Below are 25614 nucleotides of genomic sequence, written 5' to 3'. Positions count from 1 at the left end.
CGACATCATCAACACGGATACGCGCCATGAACTTCGATTTCTCCGACGACCAGAAGCAGCTCCGCGATCAGGCGCGCAAATTCCTCACTGAGAAATGCTCGCCAAAGGCGGTGCGCGCAGTTCTCGACGGCAAGGCGCCGTATGACAAGGAGCTGTGGAAGGGGCTCGCCGAGATGGGTTTTCTCGGTGTTGCAATCCCAGAGGACTTTGGTGGCGCCGGCGCCGGTCATCTCGAACTTTGCGTGATCGCTGAAGAGATGGGCCGGGCGAACGCGCCGGTGCCGTTTTCCTCCACCGTCTATCTCGCAGCCGAAGCGCTGCTGATCGCGGGCAGCGACGCGCAGAAGAAGAAATGGTTGCCGGCGATTGCCTCGGGCGAGGCGATCGGAACGCTGGCGCTGTTCGAGGGAAAAGGCAATCCGTCACCGAAGAACGTCAAGCTCACGGCTGCCAATGGTATGCTCAACGGTGTCAAGAAGCCGGTCGCCGATGGCGCGATCGCCGACTTCGCGGTGGTCGCGGCACGCACGGGATCGAGCGGACGCGACGGCGACATCTCCTTGTTTATCGTCGATCTCAGGGACGGCGGCGTCGAGGTGAAAAGCCTGACCAATCTCGATCCGACCCGCGGGCAGGCCGAGATTACTTTTAGGGATTGCAAGGCCGAGCCGCTGGGTGCGGCCGGCGAAGGCTGGAGCATCTTGACTCAAGTGCTCGATCGCGCCGCGGTGCTCTGCGCGTTCGAGCAGGTCGGCGGCTCCGACCGCGCGCTGGAGATGGGCCGCGACTATGCGCTCGACCGCATCGCCTTCGGCCGACAGATCGGTTCGTTCCAGGCCGTCAAGCACATGCTGGCGGACATGTACGTGTCGGCGACGCTGGCGCGTTCCAACAGCTATTACGGCGCCTGGGCGCTCTCGACCAATGCAGGCGAATTGCCGGAAGCGGCTGCAGCCGCGCGCATCAGTGCAACGCAGGCGTTTCAGCACTGCGCCAAGAACAACATCCAGGTTCACGGCGGCATGGGTTTCACCTGGGAGTTCGACTGCCACATGTACTACCGCCGCGCCAACGCCATGGCGCTCGGGCTCGGCAGTCTGTCCTATTGGGAAGACCAGTTGATCGACCGCATGCGCAAGAAGAACGCGGCGTAGGCAAAGGCAACGTCATGAACTTCGACGATACCCCGCAGGAAGCCGAATTCCGCGCCACCGCGCGCGCCTGGATCGGTGCGAATGCACCGAAGCAATACGAGGACGAGCTCCGCAAATCCTCCCTCGGCCGCACGCAATTGAAGAACGCCAACATCCTCGACGTTGCAAAGGCCTGGCAGAAGAAGAAGGCCGATGCCGGCTGGGCCTGTCTGCATTGGCCGAAGGAGTATGGTGGCCGCGGCTCGTCGCCGATCGAACGTGTGATCTGGCAGCAGGAAGAGGGGCCGTTCGGCCAGCTATCCCGCATGTTCATCATCGGCCACGGCATGTGCGGGCCGACCATGATGGCGTTCGCGCGCGAGGAGCATAAGCGCGCCTATCTGCCGCCGCTCGCCTCCGGCGAAAAGGTCTGGTGCCAGCTGTTCTCCGAGCCGGCCGGCGGCTCCGACGTCGCTGGGTTGCGAACCCGCGCGGAAAAGGACGGCGACGACTGGGTGATCAACGGCCAGAAGATCTGGACGTCGGGCGCGCACTATTCCGACTACGGAATTTTGCTCACCCGCACCGATCCGACCGTGCCCAAGCACAAGGGCCTGACCATGTTCTTCCTGGACATGAAGAGCCCGGGCGTCGAGGTGCGGCCGATCAAGCAGGCGAGCGGCGCTTCCGACTTCAACGAGGTCTATTTCACGAACGTCCGCATTCCCGATCACCAGCGCCTCGGCGAGGTCGGCGACGGCTGGAACGTCTCGCTGACCACGCTGATGAACGAGCGCAGCGCGATCGGCGCGGCCGTCTCGACCGGCTTCCCCGAGCTGTTCGATTATTGCTCGGACCTGATGCTGGACGACGGCCCTGCCATCGAGGATCGTGCGGTGCGCGCGAAGCTGGCGAACTGGGCAGTGAAGGCGAGCGGGCTGAAATACACCAGCATGCGCGCGATCTCCGCGCTGTCGAAGGGCGAGCGCCCGGGACCGGAAAATTCCATCGGAAAGCTGGTGGCGGGCTCGATGATCCAGGATGTCGCGACTTATGCCTTGGACTTGCAGGGCGCGGGCGGAGTGGTCAGCGGCGAGGATGCCGAACTCGCCGGCCGCTTCCAGGCGATGCTGCTGCGCGCGCCGGGCACCCGTGTCGAAGGCGGCACCGACGAGATCATGCGCAACATCATCGCCGAGCGGGTGTTGGGCCTGCCCGGCGACATCAGGGTCGACAAGGACGTGCCGTTCAACAAGATCCCGACGAAGGGAAGAGGCTGATGATCCTCATCCTGAGGAGCCGCGGAACGCGGCGTCTCGAAGGATGCAGGCCCGACTGACGCCACATGGTTCGAGACGGCGCTGCGCGCCTCCTCACCATGAGGGACTAAGACAGAGCAAGAACGAAGAGGTCCGCCATGAATTTCGACGACACCCCGCAGGAAGCCGCATTCCGCGAGACCGCGCGCAAATGGGTCGAGGCCAACGCGCCGAAGGAGTTTTTGGCCGAGCTGTCAAAATCCTCGCTCGGCCGCATCCGGCTCGCCAACCACGACATCGTCGATGTCGGCAAGGCCTGGCAGAAGAAGAAGGCCGAAGGCAACTGGGCCTGCCTGCATTGGCCCAAGGAATATGGCGGCCGGGGTGCGACGCCGATCGAGCGGGTGATCTGGCAGCAGGAGGAAGGCGTCTATGGCAAGCTGACGCAGCCGTTCCAGATCGGCGAGGGCATGTGCGGCCCAACCGTGATGGCTTTTGGCAGCGAGGACGCCAAGCGGCGCCATTTGCCGAGGCTGGCCGCGGGCGAGGAGATTTGGTGCCAGCTCTTCTCCGAGCCGTCGGCGGGCTCTGACGTCGCGGGCTTGCGCATGCGCGCGGAGAAGAAGGGCGACAATTGGGTCGTCAACGGCCAGAAGATCTGGACCTCCGGCGCGCACTATTCCGACTACGGTCTTTTGATCGCGCGCACCGATCCCAATGTGCCGAAGCACAAGGGGCTCACCATGTTCTTCCTGGACATGAAGAGCCCCGGCGTCGAGGTGCGTCCGATCAAGCAGGCCAACGGCATGCAGGAGTTCAACGAGGTCTATTTCACCGACGTCGTCATTCCCGACAGCCAGCGCCTCGGTGCCGTGGGCGAGGGCTGGAGCGTGTCGCTGACCACGTTGATGAACGAGCGAATGTCGATCGGCTCGCGGCTTGCGACCGGCGTCCCCGAGATGTTCGAGTTCTGCTCCAATCTGATGCTGGAGGATGGCCTCGCCATCGACGATCCCGCCGTGCGCTCAAAACTCGCGAGCTGGGCGGTGAAGTCGAACGGGCTGAAATACACCAGCTACCGGGCGATCTCGGCACTGTCCAAGGGTGAACGGCCGGGGCCGGAGAATTCGATCGGCAAGCTCGTGTCCGGCATGATGCTGCAGGACATCGCAACCTACGCCATGGACCTCCAGGGCGCGGCCGGCGTTCTCACAGGCAGCGACGAGGAAACCGTTCAGGGCCAGTTTCAGCAGATGCTGCTGTCCTCGCCCTCGATGCGCATCGCGGGCGGCACAGACGAGATTTTGCGCAACATCATCGCCGAGCGCGTGCTGGGACTGCCGGGCGACATCCGCGTCGACAAGGACGTGCCGTACAACAAGATCCCGACCAAGGGACGGTGATCTAGTCTCTCGCTGTATCTTGTAGGGTGGGCAAAGCCAAGCGTGCCCACCATGCGCAGATGCGCCGAGGTAAGTCTGTCGGTGGGCACGGCGCTATGCGCCTTTGCCCACCTTACGAAGAGAAGGCGCGAGTTGATCCATGGACGCACAAGTAAAGCAAAACGACCGCATCGGCGTACTCGAAGAGCTACTCAACGAGCGCTACTCGGTACGAGCCTTCCTGGCCAAGGAGGTCGATCGCGCGACGATCGAACATTTGCTGACGACCGCGCAGCGCACGGCGTCCTGGTGCAACAGCCAGCCCTGGCAGGTCGTCATCGCCAGCGGCGAGGCCAAGGAGCGTTTCCGCAAGCTGATCTACAAGGAGGCTTCGGGCGGTCTCGGGGACGACTATGATTTCCCGCCGCCGCGCGAATATCTCGGCGCCTATCTCGATCGCCGTCGCGAGAGCGGTTTCCAGCTCTACAACACGCTCGGCATCGCGCGCGGAGACAAGATGGCCTATGCCAAGCAGGCGCTGGAGAACTACAATTTCTTCGGCGCGCCGCATGTGGCCATCATCCACACCGACGAGCCGCTCGGCATCTACGGTGCGATCGATTGCGGCGCCTATGTCTCGAACTTCATGCTGGCCGCGCAGGCGCTCGGGCTCGGCACGATTCCGCAGGCGGCGCTCGCGCGCCACTCCGGCCTGATCCGCCGCCATTTCAATTTGCCTGCTGACCGCCGCATCGTCTGCGGTATCTCGTTCGGCTATGCGGACCACGCCCACAAGGTCAACAGCTACCGCACGTCGCGTGCGAGCGTGGCCGAGACCGTGACCTTCGTGGACGAGTGATCGAGACGACGCAGGCACGCATCAAGTTTCACGCTTCAGACATGATCACTTCAGACATCCGAAGGCGGCCGCGGAAGCGGCCGCCTTCATCGCGGTCTCGGTCCGATTGACGCCGGCGGTCAGCCGCCGCTGCCGCCGATGACGGCGCGAATGGTCTCGTCGGGCCCGAAATCCTCGGCGCCGTCGACATAGAGCAACGCCGCAAGCTTGGAGCGCGCACGGTTGACGCGGCTCTTGATTGTGCCCACCGCGCAGCCGCAGATCGAAGCCGCATCCTCGTAGGAGAAGCCGGAGGCGCCGACGAGGATCAGCGCTTCACGCTGGTCCTGCGGAAGCTTGTCGAGCGCCGTGCGGAATTCCTCGAACTCGAGATGGGCGTTCTGCGAGGGCTGCGTCTTCAGCGTCTTGGCATAGTTGCCTTCGGCGTCCTCGACTTCCCGCCGCCGCTTGCGATAGTCGGAGCGGAACAGGTTGCGCAGGATCGTGAACAGCCACGCCGGCAGATTGGAGCCGGGCTGGAACGAGTCGATGTTGGCGAGCGCGCGCAACAGCGTCTCTTGGACCAGATCGTCGGCGCGATCGGCATTGCCGCTGAGCGAGATGGCGAACGCGCGCAGACTGGGCACGGCCGCCAGGATGTCGTTACGCAGGGAGTCCGTGAGAGGCATCAATCCCTCCCATTGTTGTCGTTAGAGCCGCCACCATTTTCCACTTGGGGTGCCGCTCCCGGCGCATCAAGTTTCTTGATCAGTTCCGCGAACCGGTCCGGAACCCCCTGCCGCACCACGTCGTCGTACATGGCGCGCAGCTGGTGCCCGATCCGGGACTGGATCTCCGGAGTGAGCCCTCCCTTGCCGGGGGTCGTGCTTTTGCTGGCTTGAGACTTGAGATCTTTCATGACCTGTTCCACGTTTCCCCGAGTTAAGTGACTGTAAAATCGAGAAGTTCTCTCAACCGGGAGCCGTTCCCTGGATAGGCTCAATGCGAGCTGCGAGAAAAAGTTCCGCCCCCATGCGGAACTTTTCTCAGGCTGAGGCGTAATCAGCCAAGCAGGGGAACCCGGGCCCCCCGCCTAACGCCTGCACGTCAAGGTCGGCCCGATGATGATATGGAGTGGGGATGTCCCGTTCACAGCTTGTTGCTGAACACTTGCCGTTGTTGCGCCGGTACGCACGCGCCCTGACGGGCAGCCAGTCCTCCGGTGACGCCTATGTCGCAGCCATGTTGGAAGCCATGCTGGGAGATCCGTCGGTGCTCGACGAGAGCCACGGGCCGCGCGCCGGCCTGTTCCGGCTGTTCACCCAGATCTGGAATTCCGTTTCCGTCAACGACGATTCCGAGGTGACGAACCTGCCGATGCCGCCGGAGCGGCGGCTCTCGAACATCACGCCGTTGCCGCGGCAAGCCTTCCTGCTGCTCTCGCTCGAGGGATTTTCGGAGGAAGAGGTCGGCTACATTCTCGGCACCGACGTCGGCGAGACGCGCCGGCTCGCGGATGCCGCAGGCCGTGAGATGGCCGCCGAGATCGCCACCGACGTGCTGATCATCGAGGATGAGACCTTCATCGCCATGGACCTCGAAAGCCTGGTGAAGAATCTCGGCCACAATGTCGTCGGCGTCGCCCGTACCCACGCCGATGCGGTCGCCTTGGCAAAGAACAGGCGGCCCGGCTTGATCCTGGCCGACATCCAGCTCGCCGACGGCTCGTCGGGCCTCGACGCCGTCAACGAGCTGCTCCGCACCTTCGAGGTGCCGGTGGTGTTCATCACCGCGTATCCGGAACGCTTCCTTACCGGAGAGCGCCCCGAGCCGGCGTTCCTGATCTCAAAACCGTTCCAGCCGGCGATGGTGTCGGCGGTGGCGAGCCAGGCGCTGTTCTTCCAGCGCAACTCTCGCAACCGCGCCCCGAAGGTGCCGGCGGCGTAAGGAAGGCGCCAGCGCCCGGCATTTGACGAAATCTGATCCGGCGTGCCGCAAGGTGCGCCGGATTTTTATTGACCAGGTTGCCACGCTTGACGGCCATCGAATTCGCCGCTCATACCTCCTGCAGCGGCCGCGTTGCAGCCGCGGTGCCATCGGAGACGTGTTCATGGACCAGCAACTCCTCGACCGCCTCGCCATCCGCGACCTCGTCGAGAACTGGGCGGTCTGGCGCGACGCCGGCGATTGGGAGCGCTTTGCCAGCGTCTGGCACGAAGAAGGCTGGATGTCCGCCACTTGGTTTCAGGGGCCGGCGCGGGATTTCATGCGGGTCAGCCAGGAGGGGTTCGCCAAGGGTGTGCGCATCCTGCATTTCCTCGGCGGCTGCAGTATCGATCTCGAGGGGGCGCGCGCCATCGCGCAGACCAAGATGACCATCTCGCAGCGCGCGCCGGTGCACGACGTGCCCTGCGACGTCGTCTGCACCGGGCGCTTCTACGATTTCCTGGAGAAGCGGCAGGGAAAATGGGGCATCGTCCGCCGCCAGCCGATCTACGAGAAGGACCGGATCGACCCGGTCGATCCCGCCGCGACACTTCAGCTCGACCAGAAAGCCCTTGCCGCGCTCCCGGAAGGCTACCGCCACCTCGCCTACATGCAGGAGCTGATCGGCTACAAGGTCAAGCGCGACATGCCGGGCTTGACCGGGCCTGAGGTCGAGAAGCTCTATGGGGAGGGGCGGGAGTGGCTCGCGGGAAAGGCGAACTGAACGCCAGACAAAAGTAAGGCGCGACTGGCATCACCACAGTCGCGCCCTACGTCGCCGGCTTATGGGGCAGGGGGGAATAGCCGGCTGTTGAGACGACTCCCGTCCGCGAAAGTCGTTCCAGGCGGTTGCGAAATTTTTCGTGGGAATTTTTCGCGAGGGCGCGCCTTTTTCGCACACGGTTAAGTGATCTTAACGACTGAGAACTCCCGGTCATCTCCTCGCGTTGTTCCCGCGATCGCCATGGGGCGAGGGACCGGCAGCCATGTCACAGATCCAAAAGGTATTTTTAGGCGCCGTCGCGCTCGCCGCGACGCTCGGCGCCGTTCAGGTGGGCGCCGTGCAGCTGGCCTCCGGCCATGATCTGGCCGACCGCTGGCAGGCGGTCGCTGACAAGCCGGGCCACAACGTGAATCGCTCCAGCAAAGCCGACCGGTTGGCCGATATCAAGCAGGCGGAGGTTCCAACCCGTACCGTGTCGATGCGGCTGAACGATCTCGCCGACACGTCGGTGCTGCTGCGGGTCCCCGCGGTGATCGAGACCGGTAACGCCAAGCCGCCGGTGTTGCTCCCGGACCAGAAGCAGAGCCGCAAAAAGCCGACCATCGCCTGCGAGCCGATGGTCAGCTCCCTGACCGAGGTCGCAAAGCTGCTCCAGCCCGGTCGCTGTGTGACCTGATCGGCATTTTGCCACGGACACGTCGGCCTCCGCCCCGGGGGGCGGTTGCTGACGTCACTTGATCCCCTGCCCCCTCGCGTTATATCCCGGGTTTCTTTCCCTTTCGATTGACCGGGTAAACGCATGACGACGTCAGACACGGCTGTGCATACGCAGCCCTTCCAGGCCGAGGTTTCCGAGCTTCTGCACCTGATGGTGCACTCCGTCTATTCCGAGACCGATATCTTCCTGCGCGAGCTCGTCTCCAACGCATCGGACGCCTGCGACAAGCTGCGCTATGAGGCGATCGCGAGTCCGGCGCTGCTGGGCGAGGGCGACGCGCCCAAGATCCGGATCATTCCGAACAAGACGGCCGGAACGCTTGCGATCGCTGACAATGGCATCGGCATGGAGCGGCAGGAGCTGATCGACCACCTCGGCACAATCGCCCGCTCGGGCACCAAGGCCTTCGTGTCGAAGCTCAAGGAGGCCAAGGATGGTCTCGGCCTGATTGGCCAGTTCGGCGTCGGCTTCTATTCCGCCTTCATGGTCGCCGACAAGATCGTCGTGGTCAGCCGCCGCGCCGGCGAGAGCGACGTCTGGACCTGGACGTCCACAGGCGGGTCGGGCTTCGAGATCGCGCGTGCCAGCGAGGAGGATGCGACCCGCGTGCAGCGCGGCACCGAGATCGTCCTGCACCTCAAGGATGATGCGAAGAAATATCTCGAAGCCTACGAGATCGAGCGTATCGTCGGCGCGTATTCCGACAACATCCTCTTCCCGATCGAGCTCGTGCCTGAAGAGGGCGAACCGCGCCAGATCAATTCTGCAAGCGCGCTGTGGCAGCGCTCGAAATCCGAGCTCACGCCGGAAGACTACAAGAAGGCCTATCAGCAGATCGCCTCCGCCTTCGACGATCCCGCGATGACGCTGCATTATCGCGCGGAGGGGCGTTACTCCTACGCCGTGCTGCTGTTCGCGCCCTCGACCAAGCCGTTCGATCTGTTCGAGCCGAACCGCAAGGGACGCGTCAAGCTCTATGTCCGCCGCGTCTTCATCACCGACGATGCCGATCTTCTGCCGGGCTACCTCCGCTTCATCCGCGGCGTCGTCGACAGCGAGGATCTCCCGCTCAACATCTCGCGCGAGATGCTTCAGAACAATCCGCAGCTCGCACAGATCCGCAAGGCCGTGGCGACCCGCGTATTGTCCGAGCTCGAAAGCCTTGCGGAGAAGGATCCGGAGAACTTCGCGAAGATCTGGGAGGCCTTCGGCGCGGTGCTGAAGGAAGGCATCTACGAAGATTTCGAACGCCGCGAAAAGCTGCTCGCGCTGTCGCGTTTCACCACGACCTCGGGCGAGAAGCGTTCGCTGAAGGACGTCATCGCCGATTTCAAGCCGAACCAGACCGAGATCTATTATCTGGTCGGCGACAGCATCGATCGGCTGAAGTCGAACCCCCGGCTCGAGGCGGCGACTGCGCGCGGCATCGAAGTGCTGCTGCTGTCCGATCCCGTCGACGCCTTCTGGACGTCGATGCCATCGGAATTCGACGGCAAGCCGCTGAAGTCGCTGAGCCAGGGCGATCTCAACCTCGACCTGATCCCACGCGTCGACGAGGCGGACGAGGCGAAGAAGGACGAGCCCGCCGCCGACGAGGCCGCCACCATCGCGGTGATCAAGGCCGCGCTCGGCGAGCGCGTCAGCGATGTCAAGGCCTCGACGCGTCTCACCAGTTCCGCCTCCTGCCTCGTCGCCGACAGCCAGGGCCCGAGCCGCGAGCTCGAGCGCATCCTGGCCCAGCAGAACCGCGGCCTGCGCACCAAGCCGATCCTCGAGATCAACCTGCGCCATCCGCTGGTCACCGCGATCACGAAGGCTCAGGCCGGCTCGAAGGCGGTCGACGATCTCAGTCTGCTCCTGCTCGAACAGGCGCAGATCCTGGACGGCGAGCTGCCGGAAGACCCTGCCGCGTTTGCGGCAAGGCTGAACCGGCTGGTGTTGCAGGGGCTCGGCGGGTAGCGGGCGCAGTGCACCGCACTCACCTTGCCGTCATCTGCACGCAGGAACGGTCGCCTCTGTCGTGGTGTTGTGCCATATGAGGCGGTCGGCATCCCGGTCGCCGACATGAACGATTCGAGGATTTCTCCATGCGTTTGCCGATCCTGACCCTCACCGCAATTGTCATGCTGTTCGTGGCGGCAGATGCCAGCGCCCAGACCTACGATCCGCGTTACCCGGTGTGCATGCACGTCTACACGCCCGGCGGCTTCGGCGGTGGCGGCGGCGACTATTTCGACTGCTCCTTTACCTCGCTGCCGCAGTGCCGCGCCACGGCCTCGGGCCGCTCGGCAAGCTGCGACGTCAACCCGTATTATGCTTTCGACCGACCGCCGCCGCAGCCGCGCCGGCGCCACAAGAACGTGCACTAGCGATCCGCAATGCGACTTTCGGGGGCAATTTTCATGCGTCGCTTATTCGGCCTGATCATGACCGTCGGTGCACTGCTCACGGCCGCGCCGTCGCATGCGCAGACCTTCGATCCGCGCTATCCCGTCTGCATGCACGTCTATTCCGGTGCGAACGGCGGTGGCGGGGAGTGGTACGATTGCTCCTTCACCTCAGTGCCGCAGTGCCGAGCTACCGCTTCAGGCCGCTCCGCCAGCTGCGATCTCAATCCGTATTATCCGTTCAACGCACCGCCGCAGCGCTCGCGCCATCAGCGGGGCGGCTAGCGCTCACCGCCCGTTCGGCCATCAATCTGACGGAGCATGCAGGACTAGCTGCCGTGAGGCGCCTTGTTGGCCGCGGTGACGATCGCGTCGGTCAACTGCCAGGTCATCTTGTCCGTGGTCCAGTCGCTTGCGTGCAGCCTGCTATCGTCGTCCGGGTCGACCATGCGGTCGAACGAAATTCCTGCAACATCGTGCCAGCTCTTCATCAGTGCGAAGCGACAAAAGACGTTGACCCCCTTCGCATGCGCGATCTCGCTGATCGCCGCGACCATCGCGTTCGCCTTGTCGGCCTTGGCCGGTGTCAGCAGCGCCGGCACGTATTGCAGGTCCATCAGGATCACGTCGATCCGCTTGGCGCCGAGCAGCCGGTCAATGCCCTCACGGATGGCGTGCGTGGTGTCCTTGAACGAGGGCGGATCGGTGGATTGCCACACTGAATTGGTTCCGACCTGCCAGATGACGAGATCGGGGTTGAGATCGAAGACGTCATGGTCGAACCGCTTCAGCTCCAAAGGGGCCTCTTCGCCGCCAACGCCCCGGTTGACCACTTCGATCATGGCATTTGGAAATCGTATCCGAAGGTCGGCCAGCAGCCGCTGCGGATAGGGAGCGATGCCTCCTTCGCCCGCCGTGCTCGACGAGCCGATCGCGACCACCTTGACCTGCCTGTCCTTCAGGCGACTGGCAAAATGGGTCAGCGGCTGCTCGAACGGCGCGACCTGGACAGGAAACTCAGACGAGTCGAGAGCCACAGGTCGTCTCCCTTTCGCAATCCGGACAATGCAGGGTCAAAAAGCCTAACCCGTTTGCCCGGAGCCGCCTAGCCTCCCGCGCAACGCGGCCCGGCTCTGCTGTCGCAAGAATTGCCAGGCCGCGCGCACGTCGATCGCATCCGGTTTGGTAAAGGATGACTAGAGTTAATCGCGCACTAACCTGGTTTTACCTTGTCTCTTAACGCCTGGGCAGGGCGTGCGAGCTAAGCTGCCGGGAACCAGCAGACACGTTCCGAAAGAATGAACGGCATGACAACCGGCGTCATCGAGCAACCGAAAGCCGCGCGCGCACCTTCGGCTTCGAAAATCTGGCTGAAGGCGATCGAGCTCACCGCACGGATCGAGACGTTGCCGGGCCGGCTGTTCGCCGACGTCGTCGATGATTGGGCGCAGCGCCAGCCAGATCGCAGTGCGCTGGCCACCGATGACGCGAGCCTCGACTATGAGGGACTTTCGAAACGCATCAATCGCTATGCGCGGTGGGCACGCTCGGCCGGTGTGGCCAAGGGCGACACTGTCGCGCTGATCATGCCGAACGGCATCGACTATGTCGCGGCCTGGCTCGGCATCAGCCGGGTCGGCGGCGTGGTCGCGCTGATCAACACCAAGCTCGTTGGCCAGTCGCTCGCGCATTGCATCGGAGTCGCAAGGCCCGCTCACGTCATTGTCGCGCACGAGCTTGCGGAGGCGCTGGACGGGGCGTCGCCGCACCTGAGGACGGAAGCAAAGGTCTGGACTCATGGCGATGCCCGCAGCGAACGTGCGATCGATGTCGCGCTTGCCGCCCTCGATGACGGGCCGCTTTCGCCGGACGAGCGTGGCGACGTCACCATCGACGACCGCGCCCTGCTGATCTACACCTCCGGCACGACCGGCCTGCCGAAAGCCGCCAGCATCAGCCATCGCCGCATCCTCAATTGGGGCTTTTGGTTCGCCGGCCTCACCGGCGCGACGCCGCAGGATCGGCTCTACGATTGCCTGCCGCTGTTCCACTCGGTCGGCGGCATCGTCGCGCCATGCAGCATGCTCGCTGCCGGCGGCTCGGTGGTGATCGCGGAAAAATTCTCAGCCTCGAATTTCTGGCCGGACGTCGTGCGCCACGACTGCACGTTGTTTCAGTATATCGGCGAGCTCTGCCGCTACCTGCTCAAGGCGTCGCCGTCGGAATACGAGAACCGGCATCGCCTGCGGCTTGTCTGCGGCAACGGCCTGCGCGGTGACATCTGGGATGATTTTCAGGCGCGTTTCGCCATTCCGCGCATCCTCGAATTCTACGCGGCGACGGAGGGCAATTTCTCGCTGTTCAACGTCGAGGGCCAGCCCGGCGCAATCGGCCGCGTTCCGCCGCTGCTCGCGCATCGTTTTCCTGCCGGCCTCGTCAAGCTCGACCCCGATAACGGCGCGCCGCTGCGCAATGCAGAGGGGATTTGTATTCCCTGCGCGCGCGGCGAGGCCGGCGAAGCCATAGGCCGCATCGGCACGGCGGATGAGGGCGGCGGTCGCTTCGAGGGCTACACCGAGGCGAGCGAAACCGAGAAGAAGATCCTGCGCGATGTCTTTGCCAAGGGCGATTCCTGGTTCCGCACCGGCGATCTGATGCGGCTCGACGAGAAAGGCTTCTTCCACTTCGTCGATCGCATCGGCGACACCTTTCGCTGGAAGGGCGAGAACGTCGCGACCTCGGAGGTCAACGACGCCGTACGCGATTTCACCGGCGTGATCGATGCCACCACCTACGGCGTCAACATCCCCGGCACCGATGGCCGCGCCGGCATGAGCGCGGTCGTGGTGAACGAGGGCTTTGACGTCGAGGCGCTGCCCGCCCATCTCGCTCAGCGCCTGCCGGCCTATGCTCACCCCGTCTTCATACGCATCTCGCGCGAACTCGATGCGACCGAGACGTTCAAGCAGAAAAAGGGCGAGCTCGCGCGCGAGGGATTTGATCCGGGCGTGGTCTCCGATCCGCTGTTCATGCTGGACCCGAAGGCCGGCACCTATGTCGCGCTGGACGCGGAGACACATGCGCAAATCAACGAGGGCACGATCCGGCTCTAGCCCGCGAAAATTCGGAGATAGGTCCAATTTTATCCGAATTGTCCAAGAAGCCATTTACTTCTGTCGGGTAAACAAACGGCCAAGGGAGGCGGTCATCAAGAACCGCCGCAACACGAACGACAACAGAAGCGAGCCAGCCATGTCGGTACGGTCTAAGGTCATTGAAGCGATCCAGCAGATCGCCAAGGAGCAGCACGTCGCGCTTCCCGCACTCTCGGACGATCTGTCCCTGCACGAGACGGGCTTCGACTCGCTCGCCTTCGCCATCCTGGTGGCGCGCCTCGAGGACGAGACCGGCGTCGACCCCTTCACCATCTCCGAGGACGCAGCGTTCCCCGCCACTGTGGGCGATTTCGTGCGGGCCTACGAAAATGTCCCCGCGTGAGATCTTTGCGCTTCGCGACCATCTCGGCGCGGAGCTGACCGGCCGCACGCTGTCGGACGCGCACGATGTCGTGTCGCTGACGGATATCCTGTCGCAGACGGTCCTGGGTGGCCGCCTGGGCGAGCTGTCCGGCCGCGCGGTGCTGCTGAAATTGTCCGACCAGCTCCGATCGGGCCTTGCCATGGTCGAGCTCGACGGTATTGCGCGCCGCATGCTGCTGTGCCCGCCCGATCTTAATCCCGCGCATCTCGATGCGCTGATGGCGGATGCCGGGATCGACGCCGTCGTCACCGACGAGCCCGATCGCTTGGCCGAGACCGGCGTGCCGCTCGTCCTCACCGCACAACTGCCGCCTCAGGCTACCACGCCGGCCAGGACCGAACGCGCCACGGAATGGCTGATGCTCACTTCGGGCACGTCGGGCGTGCCGAAAATCGTCGGCCATACGCTGGAAGCACTCACCGGCGCCATCGTCGCCGAAGGCCCGGCGCGCGGACCCACGCCGGTATGGGCGACGTTCTACGACATCCGCCGCTATGGCGGCCTGCAGATATTCCTCCGCGCCGTCCTCTCCGGCGGCTCGATGGTGCTGTCCGATCCCCATGAGGCGCTCGGCGATCACGTCACGCGGTTGAACGCGCGCGGCGTCTCCCACATCTCCGGCACGCCCTCGCACTGGCGCAAGCTGTTGATGAGCGGCTCGGCCGCGCAGTTCGCGCCGCGCTATGTCCGCCTCTCCGGCGAGATCGCCGACCAGGCGGTGCTGGACGGCCTGAAAGCGGCGTTCCCGAATTCCTCCGTCGGCCATGCCTATGCATCGACCGAGGCGGGCGTCGGCTTTGCCGTCAATGACGGGCTGGAAGGCTTTCCGGCGGACTATCTCGGCAACCGCAACGGCGTCGAAATGAAGGTCATCGACGGCTCGCTACGCATCCGCTCGACGCGCACGGCGCACGCCTACATCGGCCGCGACGCGGCTGCGCTCACCGATGTAGACGGATTTGTCGACAGCGGCGATATCGTCGAATTGCGTGGCGACCGCTACTATTTCGTCGGCCGCCGCGGCGGCATCATCAATATCGGTGGGCTGAAGGTTCACCCCGAAGAGATCGAGGCGGTGATCAACCGTCATCCCGACGTGCGGATGTCGCGGGCGAAGTCACGCAAGAGCCCGATCACCGGCGGTATCGTCGTTGCCGACGTGATCCTCGCCGACGGCACCGATCCGGCGCGCGCGAAAGAGATCCGCGCCCAGATCCTGGATCAGTGCCGCGCGCAGCTCGCGTCCCATAAGGTGCCGGCGGTGATCCGCTTCGTCGAGGCGCTCGACGTCACCCCGGCCGGCAAACTGGCGCGCACCGATGCATAATGTTCTCGTCACGGGTGGTAGCCGCGGTATCGGCCTTGCGATCGGCAAGCGGCTTGTCGATGCCGGCTACAACGTGATCGCGGCCGCGCGGCGCGAGAGCGACGAGCTCACGGCGGCGATCGCCGGGTCGGAAGGGCGCCTGCATTTCCGCGCCTGTGACCTTGCCGTGATCGACGCGATCCCGGCCTATGCCAAACTCGTGCGCGATGAATTCGGCCCGATCTACGGGCTCGTCAACAATGCCGGCCTCGGCACCGAAGGCCTGCTCGCGACCATGCACAATTCCGAGATCGAGGCGCTGGTGCAGCTCAACGTGCTGTCGCCGATCATTCTCACCAAATATGTCGCGCGCCAGATGATGGCCGACGGTGCCGGCCGCATCATCAATATCTCGTCGATCATCGCGACCACCGGCTATAACGGCCTCTCGGTTTACGGTGCGACCAAGGCCGCCGCCACCGGCTTCACCCGTTCGCTCGCGCGCGAGGTCGGCAAGCTCGGCATCACCGTGAACGCGATCGCGCCCGGTTTCATCGACACCGAGCTGACGCACAATCTCTCTGACGATAGCCGCAAGCGCATCGCCGGCCGCAGCGCGCTGCGGCGCCTGCCGGAGACCGACGACGTCGCGCGCATGGTGGAATATCTGCTGGGCGAGGGCGGTCGCAATGTGACGGGTAGCGTGTTCACGGTCGACGCGGGCAACACGGCGTAGGCGGAACTCCATCGCCACAATTGCATTGATCCGGCGCAATGACATCATCCGGATTTGGTCGTAAGATGCCGCGCAATCGATTGGGTTACGTCAATCGATCTGCCCTAATCGATAGGGAGCAGTCCATGACCGCTTCGAACCCGGGCAAGGCGTCGGCAAAGCTATCTTCCGCACAGCAAAGCCACGTTCAAGGCCAGCCCGTTCACTGCGAGCCGATGTCTCATCAGAATTCCGGTGATCACGGTTACGAAATGTATCCGCAGAAATTCGTGCGCCTTGTCGGCTGCCATGACGTTCCCGCCTCTGTGCTGCGCAAGCGTCAGGACGAGAAGCTGCACTAGACATTCAGGTCCGGTGCTTCGGCAGGTCAATCCGTTCGTGTGAGAACTCCGGCGGGCCATCGGTCAGACGGCGGATCCGGCGCTCGCGTTCGTCCTCAGAGAGGGCAGGATCGAGCAACCCCTCGAGTTCATGCACTGCGAGCTCTTCGATCCTGGTGGCATCCGAGGCGAGCGGGTGCCCTGGCGGGAGTGCCGGGGGCGCGACCTTCAGGCCCAGTTCGACCAGCGTGCGGATAGCATCCGAGCGCGACAGGTGATGGGCTTCGGCCCAATTATCGACGGCCGCGGTCAGGCTTTCCGGCATCTTCACCGCGCTGATGGGATCACGCCCGGTGCGCCGGCGTACCGGAGCGATGGAGTCCTTCTCGTTGAAGTCGGACACGTCGATGTTCCCGTGCAACCATGTCAGATCATCGAGACTAGACGCCATTTGCGGCCCGCTGTTTGATGCCGATCAACGACCTTCTGTGGCATTGCAGCGCGCCCTCATCTTGTTGTCCGGGTCCATTTCGGCCAATGGTTGCAAGGGCGCGCCCCCCGGCGAACCCGGATCGATCCTGCTACGTATGTCTTTTGGACGCGCGTCCCAACCATCCGGCATCATCCGATGACATCCTTTTATAGCGGCATTCCGGTCTTTCGCGGCTTCACCAGCCTGATGGACCCCGCTTTGTATTCGCCGCTGCCCGACGACTGGAGCGTCGGCGTTGCCGACATCGTGGATTCGACCAAGGCCATCGCGGCGCAGCGTTACAAGGCGGTGAACATGGCCGGTGCCGCCGTGATCGCGGCGGTGACGAACGCATTGGAGGGACGCGAATTTCCCTTCGTGTTCGGCGGCGACGGCGCGAGTTTTGCGGTCGCGCCCGGCGATCTCGAGCCGGTCCGCGAGGCTTTGGCTGCGACCGCGACCTGGGTGCGGGAAGATCTCGATTTGGGGATGCGCGTCGCGCTGGTGCCGGTGAGCGCCATCCGCGCGCAGGGCCTCGACGTGCGCGTCGCGCGCTTTGGTCCCTCGGCCAATTTGTCCTATGCGATGTTCTCGGGCGGCGGGCTCGCCTGGGCCGACGCCGCGATGAAGCGCGGCGAGTTTGCGATCACCGAAGCGCCCGCGGGCACGCAGCCCGATCTCTCCGGCCTGTCCTGCCGCTTCGAGGTCATTCCGGCGGCGCGCGGCCTGATCCTGTCCGTGTTGGTGATGCCGACCCAGGGCGCCGATCCCTCGGCATTCCGCAAGGTGATCGAGGACATCATCCATCTCGTCGAGCGCAGTCCGGATGCCGGTCGGCCCGTGCCGCCGCAAGGTCCGCCGCTGACATGGCCGCCGCAGGGGCTGGACTATGAGGCGCGCACCAAGCGCGGAGGTCCGTTGCTCGCACGCCGCGCCAGCGTGCTGGCCTATACGCTTTTCGTCTATCTGATCATGCGCTTCAATCTCAAGGTCGGCGGCTTCGTGCCGAAGCTTTATAAGCGGCAGGTCGTGGAGAACTCCGACTTCCGCAAATATGACGACGGCCTGCGCATGATCCTCGACTGTACGCCGGAGCTCGAGCGCGCCCTCAGCGATCGCCTCGCGACTGCCGCGCGCGACGGCATCGTGCGTTACGGCCTCCACCAGCAGGACGCCGCGATGATGACCTGCTTCACCCCGTCGGCGCTGCGCAGCGACCACGTCCATTTCATCGACGGTGCGCGGGGCGGCTACGCTTCGGCGGCGACGGCGCTGAAGGCGATGATGGCGTGAAGCGCTAGCGCCCCGCCCGGGTCCACGTTTCGCCGCCGCAGAGCGCGCCAACGCACCCCTCAACCCGCAGCGAATCCGCTGATGTGACCGTAACGCTGCTCGCATAGGTGCTGCCGTCGTCGGCATTGTAGATCTGGCCCGACCATTTGCTCGGCCCTGACGGCTGCATGCCGCTGAACAAGGGCAAGCCGATCATCGGGCGCCTGGCGAGGGCGGGATTGGGATTCTTGCTGTCGGTGGCGGGCTGGCCGGTCGCGGTGTCGTGGGGTTCACGCAGCCAGACGACATTGCCGCAGATGCCGCCGCCGCATTTGCTGATCTTGACGCGGGCGTCGCCGGCCTGGGTCAGCCAGGTCCCGTCGGCACTCTGCGCATGGGCAGCAGTCGCGCCAAGGAGCGCAGCCAGAAGGACGATGAGAGCAGCGAATCTGGAAGTCATGGAGAGAGCCCCAAAGTGGAGCGCCTCCATAGCAGCCTAGCAGGATAGTGCAACGCTGGATGGAATCACATTCCCGCGTTTATTTGCCTGCGTGCATTGACCTGTGCTCATTTGCCCCAGCGCACCAAGGCGACCGAGGCCGCGGTCGATAGCCCGAACACCGCCATTGCGCCGCCGACCAGCGCGAACAGGGTCCAGGCCGGAGCCTGCGCCATCATGAGGGCGCCGCCGCCGATCGCGACGATCAGCAGCCGCGCGGTGGAGGCGAGCACGGGACCGCCGACCCGCGCCGCGCCCTGCGAGGAGAAATACAGCGACACGCCCATGCCGAAGAACACGAAGGTCGGACCCGCCCAATGGAAATAGCTGTGCGCGGCGGCGGCAACGCCGGGATCCCTGGTGAAGAGCGAAACCCACAGTGACGGATCGAGCGCGATGACGACACCGATCAGGCCGACCGTGATTCCCGAGGCCGCAGCCGCGGTCCAGGCCACGCGCCGCGCGCGCTTCACCTGTCCGGCGCCCATCGCCATGCCGACCATCGGCACCGAGGCGATGCCGAAGGCGAAGGTGATCGGGATCAGCAAGAATTCCAGTCGCGAGCCGATGCCATAACCGGCCAGCATCTCGGTGCCGAAGGTCGCCAGGATCTTGGTGAAGATCAAAATGGTGAGTACCGTCTGGAGCGGCGACAGGCAGGCCACCGCGCCGACCTTGAGGATGTCGAAGAACAACGCGCGATCGAAATGGAAGGCACGGAAATCCAGCGGCAGCCGGCTGCGGCCGGACCAGAGATACCAGAGGAGAAAGATCGCAGCACAGGTGAATGCGATCAACTGACCGGCGGCGACACCGGGCATGCCGAATTGCGGCACGCCGAACAGGCCGAGCCCCAGCGTGCCGCCGAGCGCGATCTGGAGCACGCTCGTCCCGATCAGCGCCATCGAGGGCAGACGCATGTCGCCGGTGCCGCGGATCACCGAGGCCAGCGTGTTGACGAGCCAGATCGCGACCGCGCCGGAGAACAGCATTTGCGAATAGCCGCTGGCTTCCTCGAGCACGCGCTCGCGCCCGCCCAGCAGCGTGAAGAACGAGCGCCCGAAGAAGAGCATCGTCACCGTGAAGAAAAGTCCACCGCAGAGGCCGATGATGGCGGCATGCAGCGCCAGCGTCGCCGCACGGGTCCGATCGCCTGCGCCGAGCGCGCGGCTGATCGCAGACGAGACGCCGCCGCCCATCGCGCCCGCGCTCATCATCTGCGTCAGCATGGCGAACGGAAACACCAGCGCGATCGCTGCGAGCGGGATGGTGCCGAGCCGGCCGATATAGGAGGTCTCGGCGATCGCAACCAGCGTGCTGCCGACCATCGCGATCATGTTGGGGATCGCAAGCCGCAGCAGCGTGGGCAGGATCGGTGCCGTCAACAAGCTGGCGATGGGGGAGGCGACCGGGGCAGGCGGCGGCACGGCGTCTAGGGAGGCGTCGATCGTCATGTGTCACCGCGCGGAATATTAGATGATGATCGACATATTATATGGCGTACAGCCCCGGCACCAGCCGCGCCTCACGCAGGGCTCACCAGGGCAGGCCGCAGAGGTCGATGGTGCCCAGCGTCGGCGCGCTGACGATGTTGCAGACATAGGGCGCCATGTGAGTGAAGCGGATCCGTCCCTCCGGCTGCTCGCAATAGACCTCGCCCTTGAAGGGGAGCCAGCTGCGGGCCTCGTAGAAGGCGACATTGTGCGGCTCGCAGAACAGCAGCGCGAAGCGGACCGCCTCGTTGGCGCGCATGGTGTGCAGCGCGGCGTCGATCGCCATGGTCGCATAGCCGCGGCCGCGCCGGTCCTCCCGCGTGCAGACGCCGCCGATGCCGCCGATGTGAACCTTCTGCCCATTCCAGGTGACGGTGCGGAAGTAGATGCCGACGTGGCAGACGAGACCATCCTCGGGCGTCTCGATCAGCACGCGCAGGTCGGCATTGGCCCATTTGACGTGAGCCCAGGGCTGCTTCCCGACGATATCAGGTCCGAAGACCGCCCGATGCAGCGGCTCCGCCATCCGCCACGAGGCATCGCCGTTCAAAATGTCGATCTCGATGCTCATTGCTCTCTCTTTCGCATCTCCACGCCGCCGGTGCGTTTCGTCTCCCATAAGCACCTCAAAGGCAATGATATTTTACGCCTGGTTGAACGCCGACATCCTTGCGACGATTTTATGCAATCCGGCCAAACCGCCGCACAAGCCTTTTGGAAAAATTCGCGGTATTTAACGGCCACGGAACCTTCTATAAGGGGTGACCGTTAAGTCTCGTTCCCCCATCAGTCGCGGACAACACCCATGACCTTTACGCTGCCCCCACTCCCCTACGCCTATGACGCCCTCGGACAATTCATGTCGAAGGAAACGCTCGAATTCCACCACGACAAGCATCATCAGGCCTATGTCACCAACGGCAACAACGCGCTCAAGGGCACCGAATGGGAAGGCAAGTCCCTTGAGGAGATCGTCAAGGGCTCGTTCGGCAAGAACCCCGCGGTGTTCAACAATGCCGGCCAGCACTACAACCACATCCATTTCTGGAGCTGGATGAAGCCCAATGGCGGCGGCACCAAGCTGCCGGGCAAGATCGAGAAGAAGATCAACGAGGACCTCGGCGGCTTCGAGAAGTTCAAGACGGACTTCCAGGCGGCCGGCGTCGGCCAGTTCGGCTCCGGCTGGTGCTGGCTCCAGGTCAAGAACGGCAAGCTCGAGATTGCCAAGACCCCGAACGGCGAGAATCCGCTGGTGCACGGCGCCACCCCGATCCTCGGCTGCGACGTTTGGGAGCACTCCTACTACATCGACTATCGCAACCGCCGTCCCGATTATCTGAAGGCGTTTGTCGAAAACCTCGTGAACTGGGAATACGTCGAGTCCCTGTTCGACAAGGCCTGAGTTCGACAAGGCCTGGGGCTTCACGCATTCCGTGGTCGGCTTTGCCGCTCCGGAATGACGGAATTGAAAAGGCGGTCGCAGGCGCGGCCGCCTTTTTGCTGTGCGGAATTCGCACTTCACCTCGCATGGCCCTGCGCGAGGTGCGCATCGCTCCCGTCATCGTACTGTTTGCATCGCATCCGCGGCGCCCTTAATCAGGACGGGCATCACCCTCGAGCCGAACGCGCCCGTTGTCAGAACCCTCCCCGAAAGACCCGGCGCCCGCCGCGGACGCGGAATCCGAGCCGCGGCCGGGTCGCGTGCGCAAGCCGATCGGCTGGTCGACCATCATCATCGCAGCGCTGGTGGCGGTGAGCGCGGGTCTGGTCTGGCGGCGCGACGGCACCGACGGTGTTCTCGACATACTGATCCATGATCTCTCGCTGTTCGGCGGCATCCTGCCGCGCGTGCTCGCCGGCTGCCTGCTCGGCGCGTTCATCTCCGAGATCCTGCCGCACGAAAAAGTCTCGCGCGCGCTCGGGCCGAAATCGGGCCTGAAAGGCCTTCTGATCGGCACCGCCTTCGGCGCGATTCTGCCCGGCGGTCCCTTCACCGCCTATCCCGTGGCGAGTGCGCTGCTCGCGGTCGGCGCCGATTTCGGTGCCACCATCGCCATGGTCGTGAGCTGGACCTTGATCGGCTATGGCCGGGCGGTGGCCTGGGAAATCCCGATCATGGGCACCGACTTCACGCTGTGGCGCATTGTCATCTCGCTGCCGTTGCCGGTGCTCGCAGGCGCGCTCGGCCGCTTCGTCTATGTCCGGCTCTATCCGAAGCCGGTCCTGAAGGACGATGAGAATTGAGCGCCGCGCTCCTGATCGACATCCTGTTGTGGGGCTCGGTGTTCGGCGTTGGCCTGATCGCCTTTCGCCGCGGCCCACCGGTGTTCAAGGCCTCGCTGCGCGAAGGCTTGATGGACTTCATCAACATCGTGCCGCGGATCGCGCTGGGGGTGATCGGCTCCGGCTACATCGCCGCCATCATCCCGCAGGAAGTGATCAGCGGCTGGCTTGGGCCGGACAGCGGCTGGCTCGGGGTCGCGACCGCCGTGGTCGCCGGGGCCGCGACCCCCGGCGGTCCGGTGATCGGGTTCTCCATCGGTACGGTGGCGCTGAAATCGGGCGGTGGGGTGCCGCAGGTGGTGGCCTATGTCGTCGCTTGGGCGCTGTTTGCCTTCCAGCGGGTGATTTTGTGGGAGATTCCGTTCATGCCGGCCCGTTTCGTCTGGTTCCGCTGCGCGGTCTCGCTGCCGTTCCCGTTCGTCGCCGCCGCCATTGCCATGGTGATCGGCAAGCCCTGAGCCCGGCGTGGACAGGGGTAATGTTATAATATAACGTCCCGGCATGGTTCCCGCCGCGTCCCCAGCCCATCATCACGACCATGCTCATGGCCATTCCCATGATCACGGGCATTCGCACGGACACGATCACAGCCACCCGCTTAACACCCACGCCCATGTCCACGATGCGGCCTCTCCGCATCCGGCTCAGGCGGCGCACTGGTCGATCCTGCGCATGACGATGGCCGCCCGCCTCGCGGCCGCGCTCGCGGTCTGCGCCGTGCTCTGGGGCGTGGTCTTCCTGGCGATGAGGTGACCATGGCGGCGCTGCATTTTCACAACGTTACGCTCGGCTATGACCGCCATCCGGCCGTGCACCATCTCAATGGTGAGGTCGCGCCGGGTGCGTTGCTGGCCGTGATCGGCCCGAACGGCGCCGGCAAGTCGACGCTGCTGCGCGGCATCGTCGGCATCCTCAGGCCGCTCGACGGCAGCATCCATCTCGGCGGGCTCGACAGCCGCGATATCGCCTATCTGCCGCAGAGCGCGGAGATCGACCGCAGCTTCCCGATCTCGGTGCTGGACTTCGTTGCCACCGGTCTGTGGCGTGGGACCGGCCTGTTCGGCGGCATCGGCAAGGCGGCGCGCGAAAAGATCCTCCGCGCGATCGCTTCCGTTGGCCTCAACGGCTTCGAGAACCGCCCGATCGGCACACTCTCGGGCGGCCAGATGCAGCGCGTGCTGTTCGCGCGCGTACTGCTCCAGGACGCGCGGCTGATCGTGCTGGACGAACCCTTCAACGCCATCGACAGCAAGACCACGGCCGATCTGCTGACGCTGGTGAAGCACTGGCATGGCGAGGGCCGCACCGTGCTCGCCGCACTGCACGACATGGAGATGGTGCGCACCCATTTCAGCGAGACGCTGGTGCTGGCGCGCGGCCCTGTGGCGTGGGGGCCGACGGCGGAGGTGCTGACGCCGGAAAACCTGCTGGTCGCGATGCGGATGTGCGAAGCCTTCGACGACAGCGCCGCCGCCTGCTCGGCCGATGATGCCCGCTCACGGGCGGCTTGATATCCGATGCTCTATGACGCGTTGATCGGCCCGTTCACCGAATTCGAGTTCATGCGACGTGCGCTCGCGGCCGTTATCGCGCTGTCGCTCGCGGGTGCGCCGATCGGCGTGTTCCTGATGTTGCGGCGGATGAGCCTGGTCGGCGACGCCATGGCACATGCAATCCTCCCCGGCGCCGCTGTCGGTTTTCTGCTCTCCGGTCTCAATCTGTTCGCGATGACGGCCGGAGGCCTGATCGCAGGTTTTGCCGTCGCAATCCTCGCAGGCCTCGTCGCGCGCTCGACCGGGTTGAAGGAGGATGCCTCGCTCGCGACCTTCTATCTGGCATCGCTGGCGCTGGGCGTGACGATCGTCTCGATCAAGGGTACCAATATCGACCTGCTGCACGTGCTGTTCGGCAATATACTCGCGATGGACGACCAGACGCTGCTGGTCGTCGCCTTCAACGCCACGGTGACGCTGCTGGTGCTCGCGGTGATCTACCGGGCGCTGGTGATCGAAAGTGTCGACCCCTTGTTCTTGCGCACCGTGAGCCGGGCTGGCGGGCCTGCGCATCTCGCCTTCCTCGCGCTGGTCGTGATCAACCTCGTCAACGGCTTTCAGGCGCTCGGCACGCTGCTCGCGGTCGGTCTGATGATCCTGCCGGCCGGCATCGCGCGGTTCTGGTCGCGCGATCTCACCGTCATGATTTGCATCGCGGTCGTCGCTGCCGCCGTCTCCGGCTATGCCGGCCTCGTGCTGTCGTTCCAGACCCGTGTGCCCTCGGGCCCGGCGATCATTCTGGTGGCGAGCGCGCTTTACACCGTCTCCGTCCTGTTCGGCCGGGTCGGCGGCGTCGTCAGGCAGCTGTTTCCCGGCCGGCATCTGGAAGCGTGATAGCGATGCGGCGCATCCTGCTTTGTGTGCTTCTGCTGATTGCCTCGCCGCTGCACGCCACGGAGCAACTGAAGGTCGTCGCGAGCTTCTCGATCCTCGCCGATTTCGTCCGCAATGTCGGCGGCGACCGGATCAATCTGACGACGCTGGTCGGGGCCGACAGCGACGTCCACGTCTACACGCCCGCGCCAAGCGATGCGAAGCGGATCGCGGACGCAAAGCTCGTCGTCGTCAACGGGCTTGGTCTCGAGGGTTGGCTGCCGCGCCTCGTGCAGTCCTCGGGAAGCAAGGCGCAGGTGGTCACCGCGAGCGCGGGCATCGCGCCGCTCAAGCTCGGCTCTGCCGCAGACCCGCATGGCTGGCAGTCCGTCCCCAACGCCAAAATCTACGTCACCGACATCGCCGATGCGCTGGCTACGGCCGACCCAGATGATGCGGAGTTCTTCCGCGCCCAGGCCAAGGCCTATCTGGAAAAGCTCGAAACGCTCGACCGCGAGGTCCGCGAAGCCGTGGCCAAAATCCCGCAGGAGCGGCGCAAGGTGATCTCGACCCATGACGCCTTCGGGTATTTCGCCGCCGAATACGGCGTCAGGTTCATCGCGCCCTTGGGCGTCTCGACGGAAACCGAGCCCAGCGCGCAGGACATCGCCACCATCATCGGCCAGATCAAGACCCAAAAAATCCCCGCCGTGTTCCTGGAGAATATCAGCGACGACCGGCTGATCCGGCGGATCGCGGCGGAGACCGGCTCAAAAGTCGGTGGGACCCTGATTTCGGACGGTTTGACCGGCGAAAAGGGGCCTGCACCCACTTACATTGATATGGTCAGGCACAATATAAAGGCCCTGACCAGCGCGCTTGACCATTAGGGCAGGGGCC

The 25614-nt window shown here is 64.5% G+C and carries 30 protein-coding genes; 23 read left to right on the top strand and 7 right to left on the bottom strand.

Annotated elements, in window-relative coordinates; translation table 11 throughout:
- The first annotated feature begins 26 nt into the window (after positions 1 to 26).
- The 4 genes from N551_RS0102320 (at position 27) to N551_RS0102305 (ending at position 4633) form a co-directional block, all read left to right on the top strand.
- Positions 27 to 1154 carry an acyl-CoA dehydrogenase family protein gene (locus N551_RS0102320; RefSeq protein WP_027565576.1) on the top strand — a complete coding sequence of 376 codons (1128 nt, stop codon included), beginning with the start codon at positions 27 to 29 and terminating at the stop codon, positions 1152 to 1154.
- A 14-nt stretch (positions 1155 to 1168) separates the two neighbouring features.
- Entirely contained in the window at positions 1169 to 2413 is a 1245-nt protein-coding gene (locus N551_RS0102315; RefSeq protein WP_027565575.1) for an acyl-CoA dehydrogenase, read from the top strand.
- A 137-nt stretch (positions 2414 to 2550) separates the two neighbouring features.
- Positions 2551 to 3795 carry an acyl-CoA dehydrogenase gene (locus N551_RS0102310; RefSeq protein WP_027565574.1) on the top strand — a complete coding sequence of 415 codons (1245 nt, stop codon included), beginning with the start codon at positions 2551 to 2553 and terminating at the stop codon, positions 3793 to 3795.
- Positions 3796 to 3934: 139 nt separating this feature from the next.
- Positions 3935 to 4633 carry a nitroreductase gene (locus N551_RS0102305; RefSeq protein ID WP_027565573.1) on the top strand — a complete coding sequence of 233 codons (699 nt, stop codon included), beginning with the start codon at positions 3935 to 3937 and terminating at the stop codon, positions 4631 to 4633.
- Between the two features lie 119 nt (positions 4634 to 4752).
- On the opposite strand, the gene N551_RS0102300 is transcribed toward N551_RS0102305, so the two are convergent.
- Positions 4753 to 5301 (bottom strand): sigma-70 family RNA polymerase sigma factor, encoded by a 549-nt coding sequence (locus N551_RS0102300; protein WP_007597240.1) that lies wholly within the window; start codon positions 5299 to 5301, stop codon positions 4753 to 4755.
- Positions 5301 to 5531 (bottom strand): NepR family anti-sigma factor, encoded by a 231-nt coding sequence (locus N551_RS0102295; protein ID WP_027565572.1) that lies wholly within the window; start codon positions 5529 to 5531, stop codon positions 5301 to 5303. Before N551_RS0102295 ends, N551_RS0102300 begins: the two co-directional genes overlap by 1 nt.
- Before the next feature lie 221 nt (positions 5532 to 5752).
- Here N551_RS0102295 and N551_RS0102290 point away from each other — a divergent pair, with 221 nt between their 5' ends.
- The 6 genes from N551_RS0102290 (at position 5753) to N551_RS0102265 (ending at position 10712) form a co-directional block, all read left to right on the top strand.
- A complete protein-coding gene (locus tag N551_RS0102290; protein ID WP_027565571.1) occupies positions 5753 to 6559 on the top strand; it encodes a response regulator in 807 nt (268 codons plus the stop codon).
- Positions 6560 to 6722: 163 nt separating this feature from the next.
- Positions 6723 to 7322, top strand: coding sequence for a nuclear transport factor 2 family protein (locus tag N551_RS0102285; protein ID WP_027565570.1), 600 nt, complete (start codon positions 6723 to 6725; stop codon positions 7320 to 7322).
- Between the two features lie 262 nt (positions 7323 to 7584).
- Entirely contained in the window at positions 7585 to 7998 is a 414-nt protein-coding gene (locus N551_RS0102280) for a hypothetical protein (protein ID WP_027514096.1), read from the top strand.
- Positions 7999 to 8121: 123 nt separating this feature from the next.
- Positions 8122 to 9999: a molecular chaperone HtpG gene (gene htpG / locus N551_RS0102275; RefSeq protein ID WP_027565569.1), complete on the top strand. Its 1878-nt coding sequence runs from the start codon at positions 8122 to 8124 to the stop codon at positions 9997 to 9999.
- Positions 10000 to 10127: 128 nt separating this feature from the next.
- Positions 10128 to 10409 (top strand): DUF3551 domain-containing protein, encoded by a 282-nt coding sequence (locus N551_RS0102270; RefSeq protein ID WP_027565568.1) that lies wholly within the window; start codon positions 10128 to 10130, stop codon positions 10407 to 10409.
- Between the two features lie 33 nt (positions 10410 to 10442).
- Positions 10443 to 10712 (top strand): DUF3551 domain-containing protein, encoded by a 270-nt coding sequence (locus N551_RS0102265; RefSeq protein WP_027565567.1) that lies wholly within the window; start codon positions 10443 to 10445, stop codon positions 10710 to 10712.
- Between the two features lie 44 nt (positions 10713 to 10756).
- On the opposite strand, the gene N551_RS0102260 is transcribed toward N551_RS0102265, so the two are convergent.
- Positions 10757 to 11464 carry an SGNH/GDSL hydrolase family protein gene (locus N551_RS0102260; RefSeq protein WP_027565566.1) on the bottom strand — a complete coding sequence of 236 codons (708 nt, stop codon included), beginning with the start codon at positions 11462 to 11464 and terminating at the stop codon, positions 10757 to 10759.
- Positions 11465 to 11725: 261 nt separating this feature from the next.
- On the opposite strand from N551_RS0102260, the gene N551_RS0102255 reads away from it, so the two are divergent.
- From N551_RS0102255 to N551_RS0102235, 5 genes are all read left to right on the top strand, one after another.
- Positions 11726 to 13540, top strand: a complete 1815-nt coding sequence (locus tag N551_RS0102255) for a long-chain-acyl-CoA synthetase (protein WP_027565565.1) — start codon at positions 11726 to 11728, stop codon at positions 13538 to 13540.
- A gap of 139 nt (positions 13541 to 13679) precedes the next feature.
- Positions 13680 to 13925 carry an acyl carrier protein gene (locus N551_RS0102250; protein WP_007597226.1) on the top strand — a complete coding sequence of 82 codons (246 nt, stop codon included), beginning with the start codon at positions 13680 to 13682 and terminating at the stop codon, positions 13923 to 13925.
- On the top strand, positions 13912 to 15294 hold the full coding sequence (locus N551_RS0102245; protein ID WP_027565564.1) for a class I adenylate-forming enzyme family protein: 1383 nt from the start codon (positions 13912 to 13914) through the stop codon (positions 15292 to 15294). Before N551_RS0102250 ends, N551_RS0102245 begins: the two co-directional genes overlap by 14 nt.
- On the top strand, positions 15287 to 16009 hold the full coding sequence (locus tag N551_RS0102240) for an SDR family NAD(P)-dependent oxidoreductase (protein WP_027565563.1): 723 nt from the start codon (positions 15287 to 15289) through the stop codon (positions 16007 to 16009). Before N551_RS0102245 ends, N551_RS0102240 begins: the two co-directional genes overlap by 8 nt.
- Before the next feature lie 125 nt (positions 16010 to 16134).
- Positions 16135 to 16350 (top strand): hypothetical protein, encoded by a 216-nt coding sequence (locus N551_RS0102235; RefSeq protein ID WP_027565562.1) that lies wholly within the window; start codon positions 16135 to 16137, stop codon positions 16348 to 16350.
- A 4-nt stretch (positions 16351 to 16354) separates the two neighbouring features.
- Here N551_RS0102235 and N551_RS0102230 read toward each other — a convergent pair whose 3' ends face one another.
- Positions 16355 to 16780, bottom strand: coding sequence for a ribbon-helix-helix domain-containing protein (locus tag N551_RS0102230; protein WP_051462595.1), 426 nt, complete (start codon positions 16778 to 16780; stop codon positions 16355 to 16357).
- 177 nt (positions 16781 to 16957) lie between these two features.
- Here N551_RS0102230 and N551_RS0102225 point away from each other — a divergent pair, with 177 nt between their 5' ends.
- A complete protein-coding gene (locus N551_RS0102225; RefSeq protein WP_027565560.1) occupies positions 16958 to 18094 on the top strand; it encodes a DUF3095 domain-containing protein in 1137 nt (378 codons plus the stop codon).
- Positions 18095 to 18098: 4 nt separating this feature from the next.
- On the opposite strand, the gene N551_RS0102220 is transcribed toward N551_RS0102225, so the two are convergent.
- The 3 genes from N551_RS0102220 to N551_RS0102210 form a co-directional block, all read right to left on the bottom strand.
- Positions 18099 to 18533 (bottom strand): DUF2147 domain-containing protein, encoded by a 435-nt coding sequence (locus tag N551_RS0102220; RefSeq protein ID WP_027565559.1) that lies wholly within the window; start codon positions 18531 to 18533, stop codon positions 18099 to 18101.
- 107 nt (positions 18534 to 18640) lie between these two features.
- Positions 18641 to 20026, bottom strand: a complete 1386-nt coding sequence (locus N551_RS0102215) for an MATE family efflux transporter (protein WP_027565558.1) — start codon at positions 20024 to 20026, stop codon at positions 18641 to 18643.
- An 82-nt stretch (positions 20027 to 20108) separates the two neighbouring features.
- A complete protein-coding gene (locus N551_RS0102210) occupies positions 20109 to 20636 on the bottom strand; it encodes a GNAT family N-acetyltransferase (RefSeq protein WP_027565557.1) in 528 nt (175 codons plus the stop codon).
- 234 nt (positions 20637 to 20870) lie between these two features.
- On the opposite strand from N551_RS0102210, the gene N551_RS0102205 reads away from it, so the two are divergent.
- From N551_RS0102205 to N551_RS0102175, 7 genes are all read left to right on the top strand, one after another.
- Positions 20871 to 21467 carry a superoxide dismutase gene (locus N551_RS0102205; RefSeq protein ID WP_007615200.1) on the top strand — a complete coding sequence of 199 codons (597 nt, stop codon included), beginning with the start codon at positions 20871 to 20873 and terminating at the stop codon, positions 21465 to 21467.
- Between the two features lie 230 nt (positions 21468 to 21697).
- Positions 21698 to 22309 (top strand): permease, encoded by a 612-nt coding sequence (locus N551_RS0102200; RefSeq protein ID WP_027565556.1) that lies wholly within the window; start codon positions 21698 to 21700, stop codon positions 22307 to 22309.
- Entirely contained in the window at positions 22306 to 22806 is a 501-nt protein-coding gene (locus tag N551_RS0102195) for a hypothetical protein (protein ID WP_027565555.1), read from the top strand. The genes N551_RS0102200 and N551_RS0102195 overlap by 4 nt, the downstream gene beginning before the upstream one ends.
- 43 nt (positions 22807 to 22849) lie before the next feature.
- Positions 22850 to 23101 (top strand): hypothetical protein, encoded by a 252-nt coding sequence (locus N551_RS39170; protein WP_035961020.1) that lies wholly within the window; start codon positions 22850 to 22852, stop codon positions 23099 to 23101.
- 2 nt (positions 23102 to 23103) lie between these two features.
- On the top strand, positions 23104 to 23859 hold the full coding sequence (locus N551_RS0102185) for a metal ABC transporter ATP-binding protein (RefSeq protein WP_027565554.1): 756 nt from the start codon (positions 23104 to 23106) through the stop codon (positions 23857 to 23859).
- Between the two features lie 6 nt (positions 23860 to 23865).
- Entirely contained in the window at positions 23866 to 24735 is an 870-nt protein-coding gene (locus tag N551_RS0102180) for a metal ABC transporter permease (RefSeq protein ID WP_027565553.1), read from the top strand.
- 5 nt (positions 24736 to 24740) lie between these two features.
- The gene (locus N551_RS0102175) at positions 24741 to 25604 is read left to right on the top strand and encodes a metal ABC transporter substrate-binding protein (RefSeq protein WP_027565552.1); all 864 of its coding nucleotides are present in this window, start codon (positions 24741 to 24743) and stop codon (positions 25602 to 25604) included.
- Positions 25605 to 25614 lie beyond the last annotated feature (10 nt).

Source organism: Bradyrhizobium sp. URHA0013 (assembly GCF_000518345.1).
GTDB lineage: Bacteria > Pseudomonadota > Alphaproteobacteria > Rhizobiales > Xanthobacteraceae > Bradyrhizobium.
This window is presented reverse-complemented; position numbering and strand designations above follow the sequence as displayed.

Coding starts and splice junctions, on each gene's coding strand:
- N551_RS0102320 (WP_027565576.1), top strand. CDS start 27: ATGAACTTCGATTTCTCCGACGACCAGAAGCAGCTCCGCGATCAGGCG.
- N551_RS0102315 (WP_027565575.1), top strand. CDS start 1,169: ATGAACTTCGACGATACCCCGCAGGAAGCCGAATTCCGCGCCACCGCG.
- N551_RS0102310 (WP_027565574.1), top strand. CDS start 2,551: ATGAATTTCGACGACACCCCGCAGGAAGCCGCATTCCGCGAGACCGCG.
- N551_RS0102305 (WP_027565573.1), top strand. CDS start 3,935: ATGGACGCACAAGTAAAGCAAAACGACCGCATCGGCGTACTCGAAGAG.
- N551_RS0102300 (WP_007597240.1), bottom strand. CDS start 5,301: ATGCCTCTCACGGACTCCCTGCGTAACGACATCCTGGCGGCCGTGCCC.
- N551_RS0102295 (WP_027565572.1), bottom strand. CDS start 5,531: ATGAAAGATCTCAAGTCTCAAGCCAGCAAAAGCACGACCCCCGGCAAG.
- N551_RS0102290 (WP_027565571.1), top strand. CDS start 5,753: ATGTCCCGTTCACAGCTTGTTGCTGAACACTTGCCGTTGTTGCGCCGG.
- N551_RS0102285 (WP_027565570.1), top strand. CDS start 6,723: ATGGACCAGCAACTCCTCGACCGCCTCGCCATCCGCGACCTCGTCGAG.
- N551_RS0102280 (WP_027514096.1), top strand. CDS start 7,585: ATGTCACAGATCCAAAAGGTATTTTTAGGCGCCGTCGCGCTCGCCGCG.
- htpG (WP_027565569.1), top strand. CDS start 8,122: ATGACGACGTCAGACACGGCTGTGCATACGCAGCCCTTCCAGGCCGAG.
- N551_RS0102270 (WP_027565568.1), top strand. CDS start 10,128: ATGCGTTTGCCGATCCTGACCCTCACCGCAATTGTCATGCTGTTCGTG.
- N551_RS0102265 (WP_027565567.1), top strand. CDS start 10,443: ATGCGTCGCTTATTCGGCCTGATCATGACCGTCGGTGCACTGCTCACG.
- N551_RS0102255 (WP_027565565.1), top strand. CDS start 11,726: ATGAACGGCATGACAACCGGCGTCATCGAGCAACCGAAAGCCGCGCGC.
- N551_RS0102250 (WP_007597226.1), top strand. CDS start 13,680: ATGTCGGTACGGTCTAAGGTCATTGAAGCGATCCAGCAGATCGCCAAG.
- N551_RS0102245 (WP_027565564.1), top strand. CDS start 13,912: ATGTCCCCGCGTGAGATCTTTGCGCTTCGCGACCATCTCGGCGCGGAG.
- N551_RS0102240 (WP_027565563.1), top strand. CDS start 15,287: ATGCATAATGTTCTCGTCACGGGTGGTAGCCGCGGTATCGGCCTTGCG.
- N551_RS0102235 (WP_027565562.1), top strand. CDS start 16,135: ATGACCGCTTCGAACCCGGGCAAGGCGTCGGCAAAGCTATCTTCCGCA.
- N551_RS0102230 (WP_051462595.1), bottom strand. CDS start 16,780: ATGGCGTCTAGTCTCGATGATCTGACATGGTTGCACGGGAACATCGAC.
- N551_RS0102225 (WP_027565560.1), top strand. CDS start 16,958: ATGACATCCTTTTATAGCGGCATTCCGGTCTTTCGCGGCTTCACCAGC.
- N551_RS0102220 (WP_027565559.1), bottom strand. CDS start 18,533: ATGACTTCCAGATTCGCTGCTCTCATCGTCCTTCTGGCTGCGCTCCTT.
- N551_RS0102215 (WP_027565558.1), bottom strand. CDS start 20,026: ATGACGATCGACGCCTCCCTAGACGCCGTGCCGCCGCCTGCCCCGGTC.
- N551_RS0102210 (WP_027565557.1), bottom strand. CDS start 20,636: ATGAGCATCGAGATCGACATTTTGAACGGCGATGCCTCGTGGCGGATG.
- N551_RS0102205 (WP_007615200.1), top strand. CDS start 20,871: ATGACCTTTACGCTGCCCCCACTCCCCTACGCCTATGACGCCCTCGGA.
- N551_RS39170 (WP_035961020.1), top strand. CDS start 22,850: ATGGTTCCCGCCGCGTCCCCAGCCCATCATCACGACCATGCTCATGGC.
- N551_RS0102185 (WP_027565554.1), top strand. CDS start 23,104: ATGGCGGCGCTGCATTTTCACAACGTTACGCTCGGCTATGACCGCCAT.
- N551_RS0102180 (WP_027565553.1), top strand. CDS start 23,866: ATGCTCTATGACGCGTTGATCGGCCCGTTCACCGAATTCGAGTTCATG.
- N551_RS0102175 (WP_027565552.1), top strand. CDS start 24,741: ATGCGGCGCATCCTGCTTTGTGTGCTTCTGCTGATTGCCTCGCCGCTG.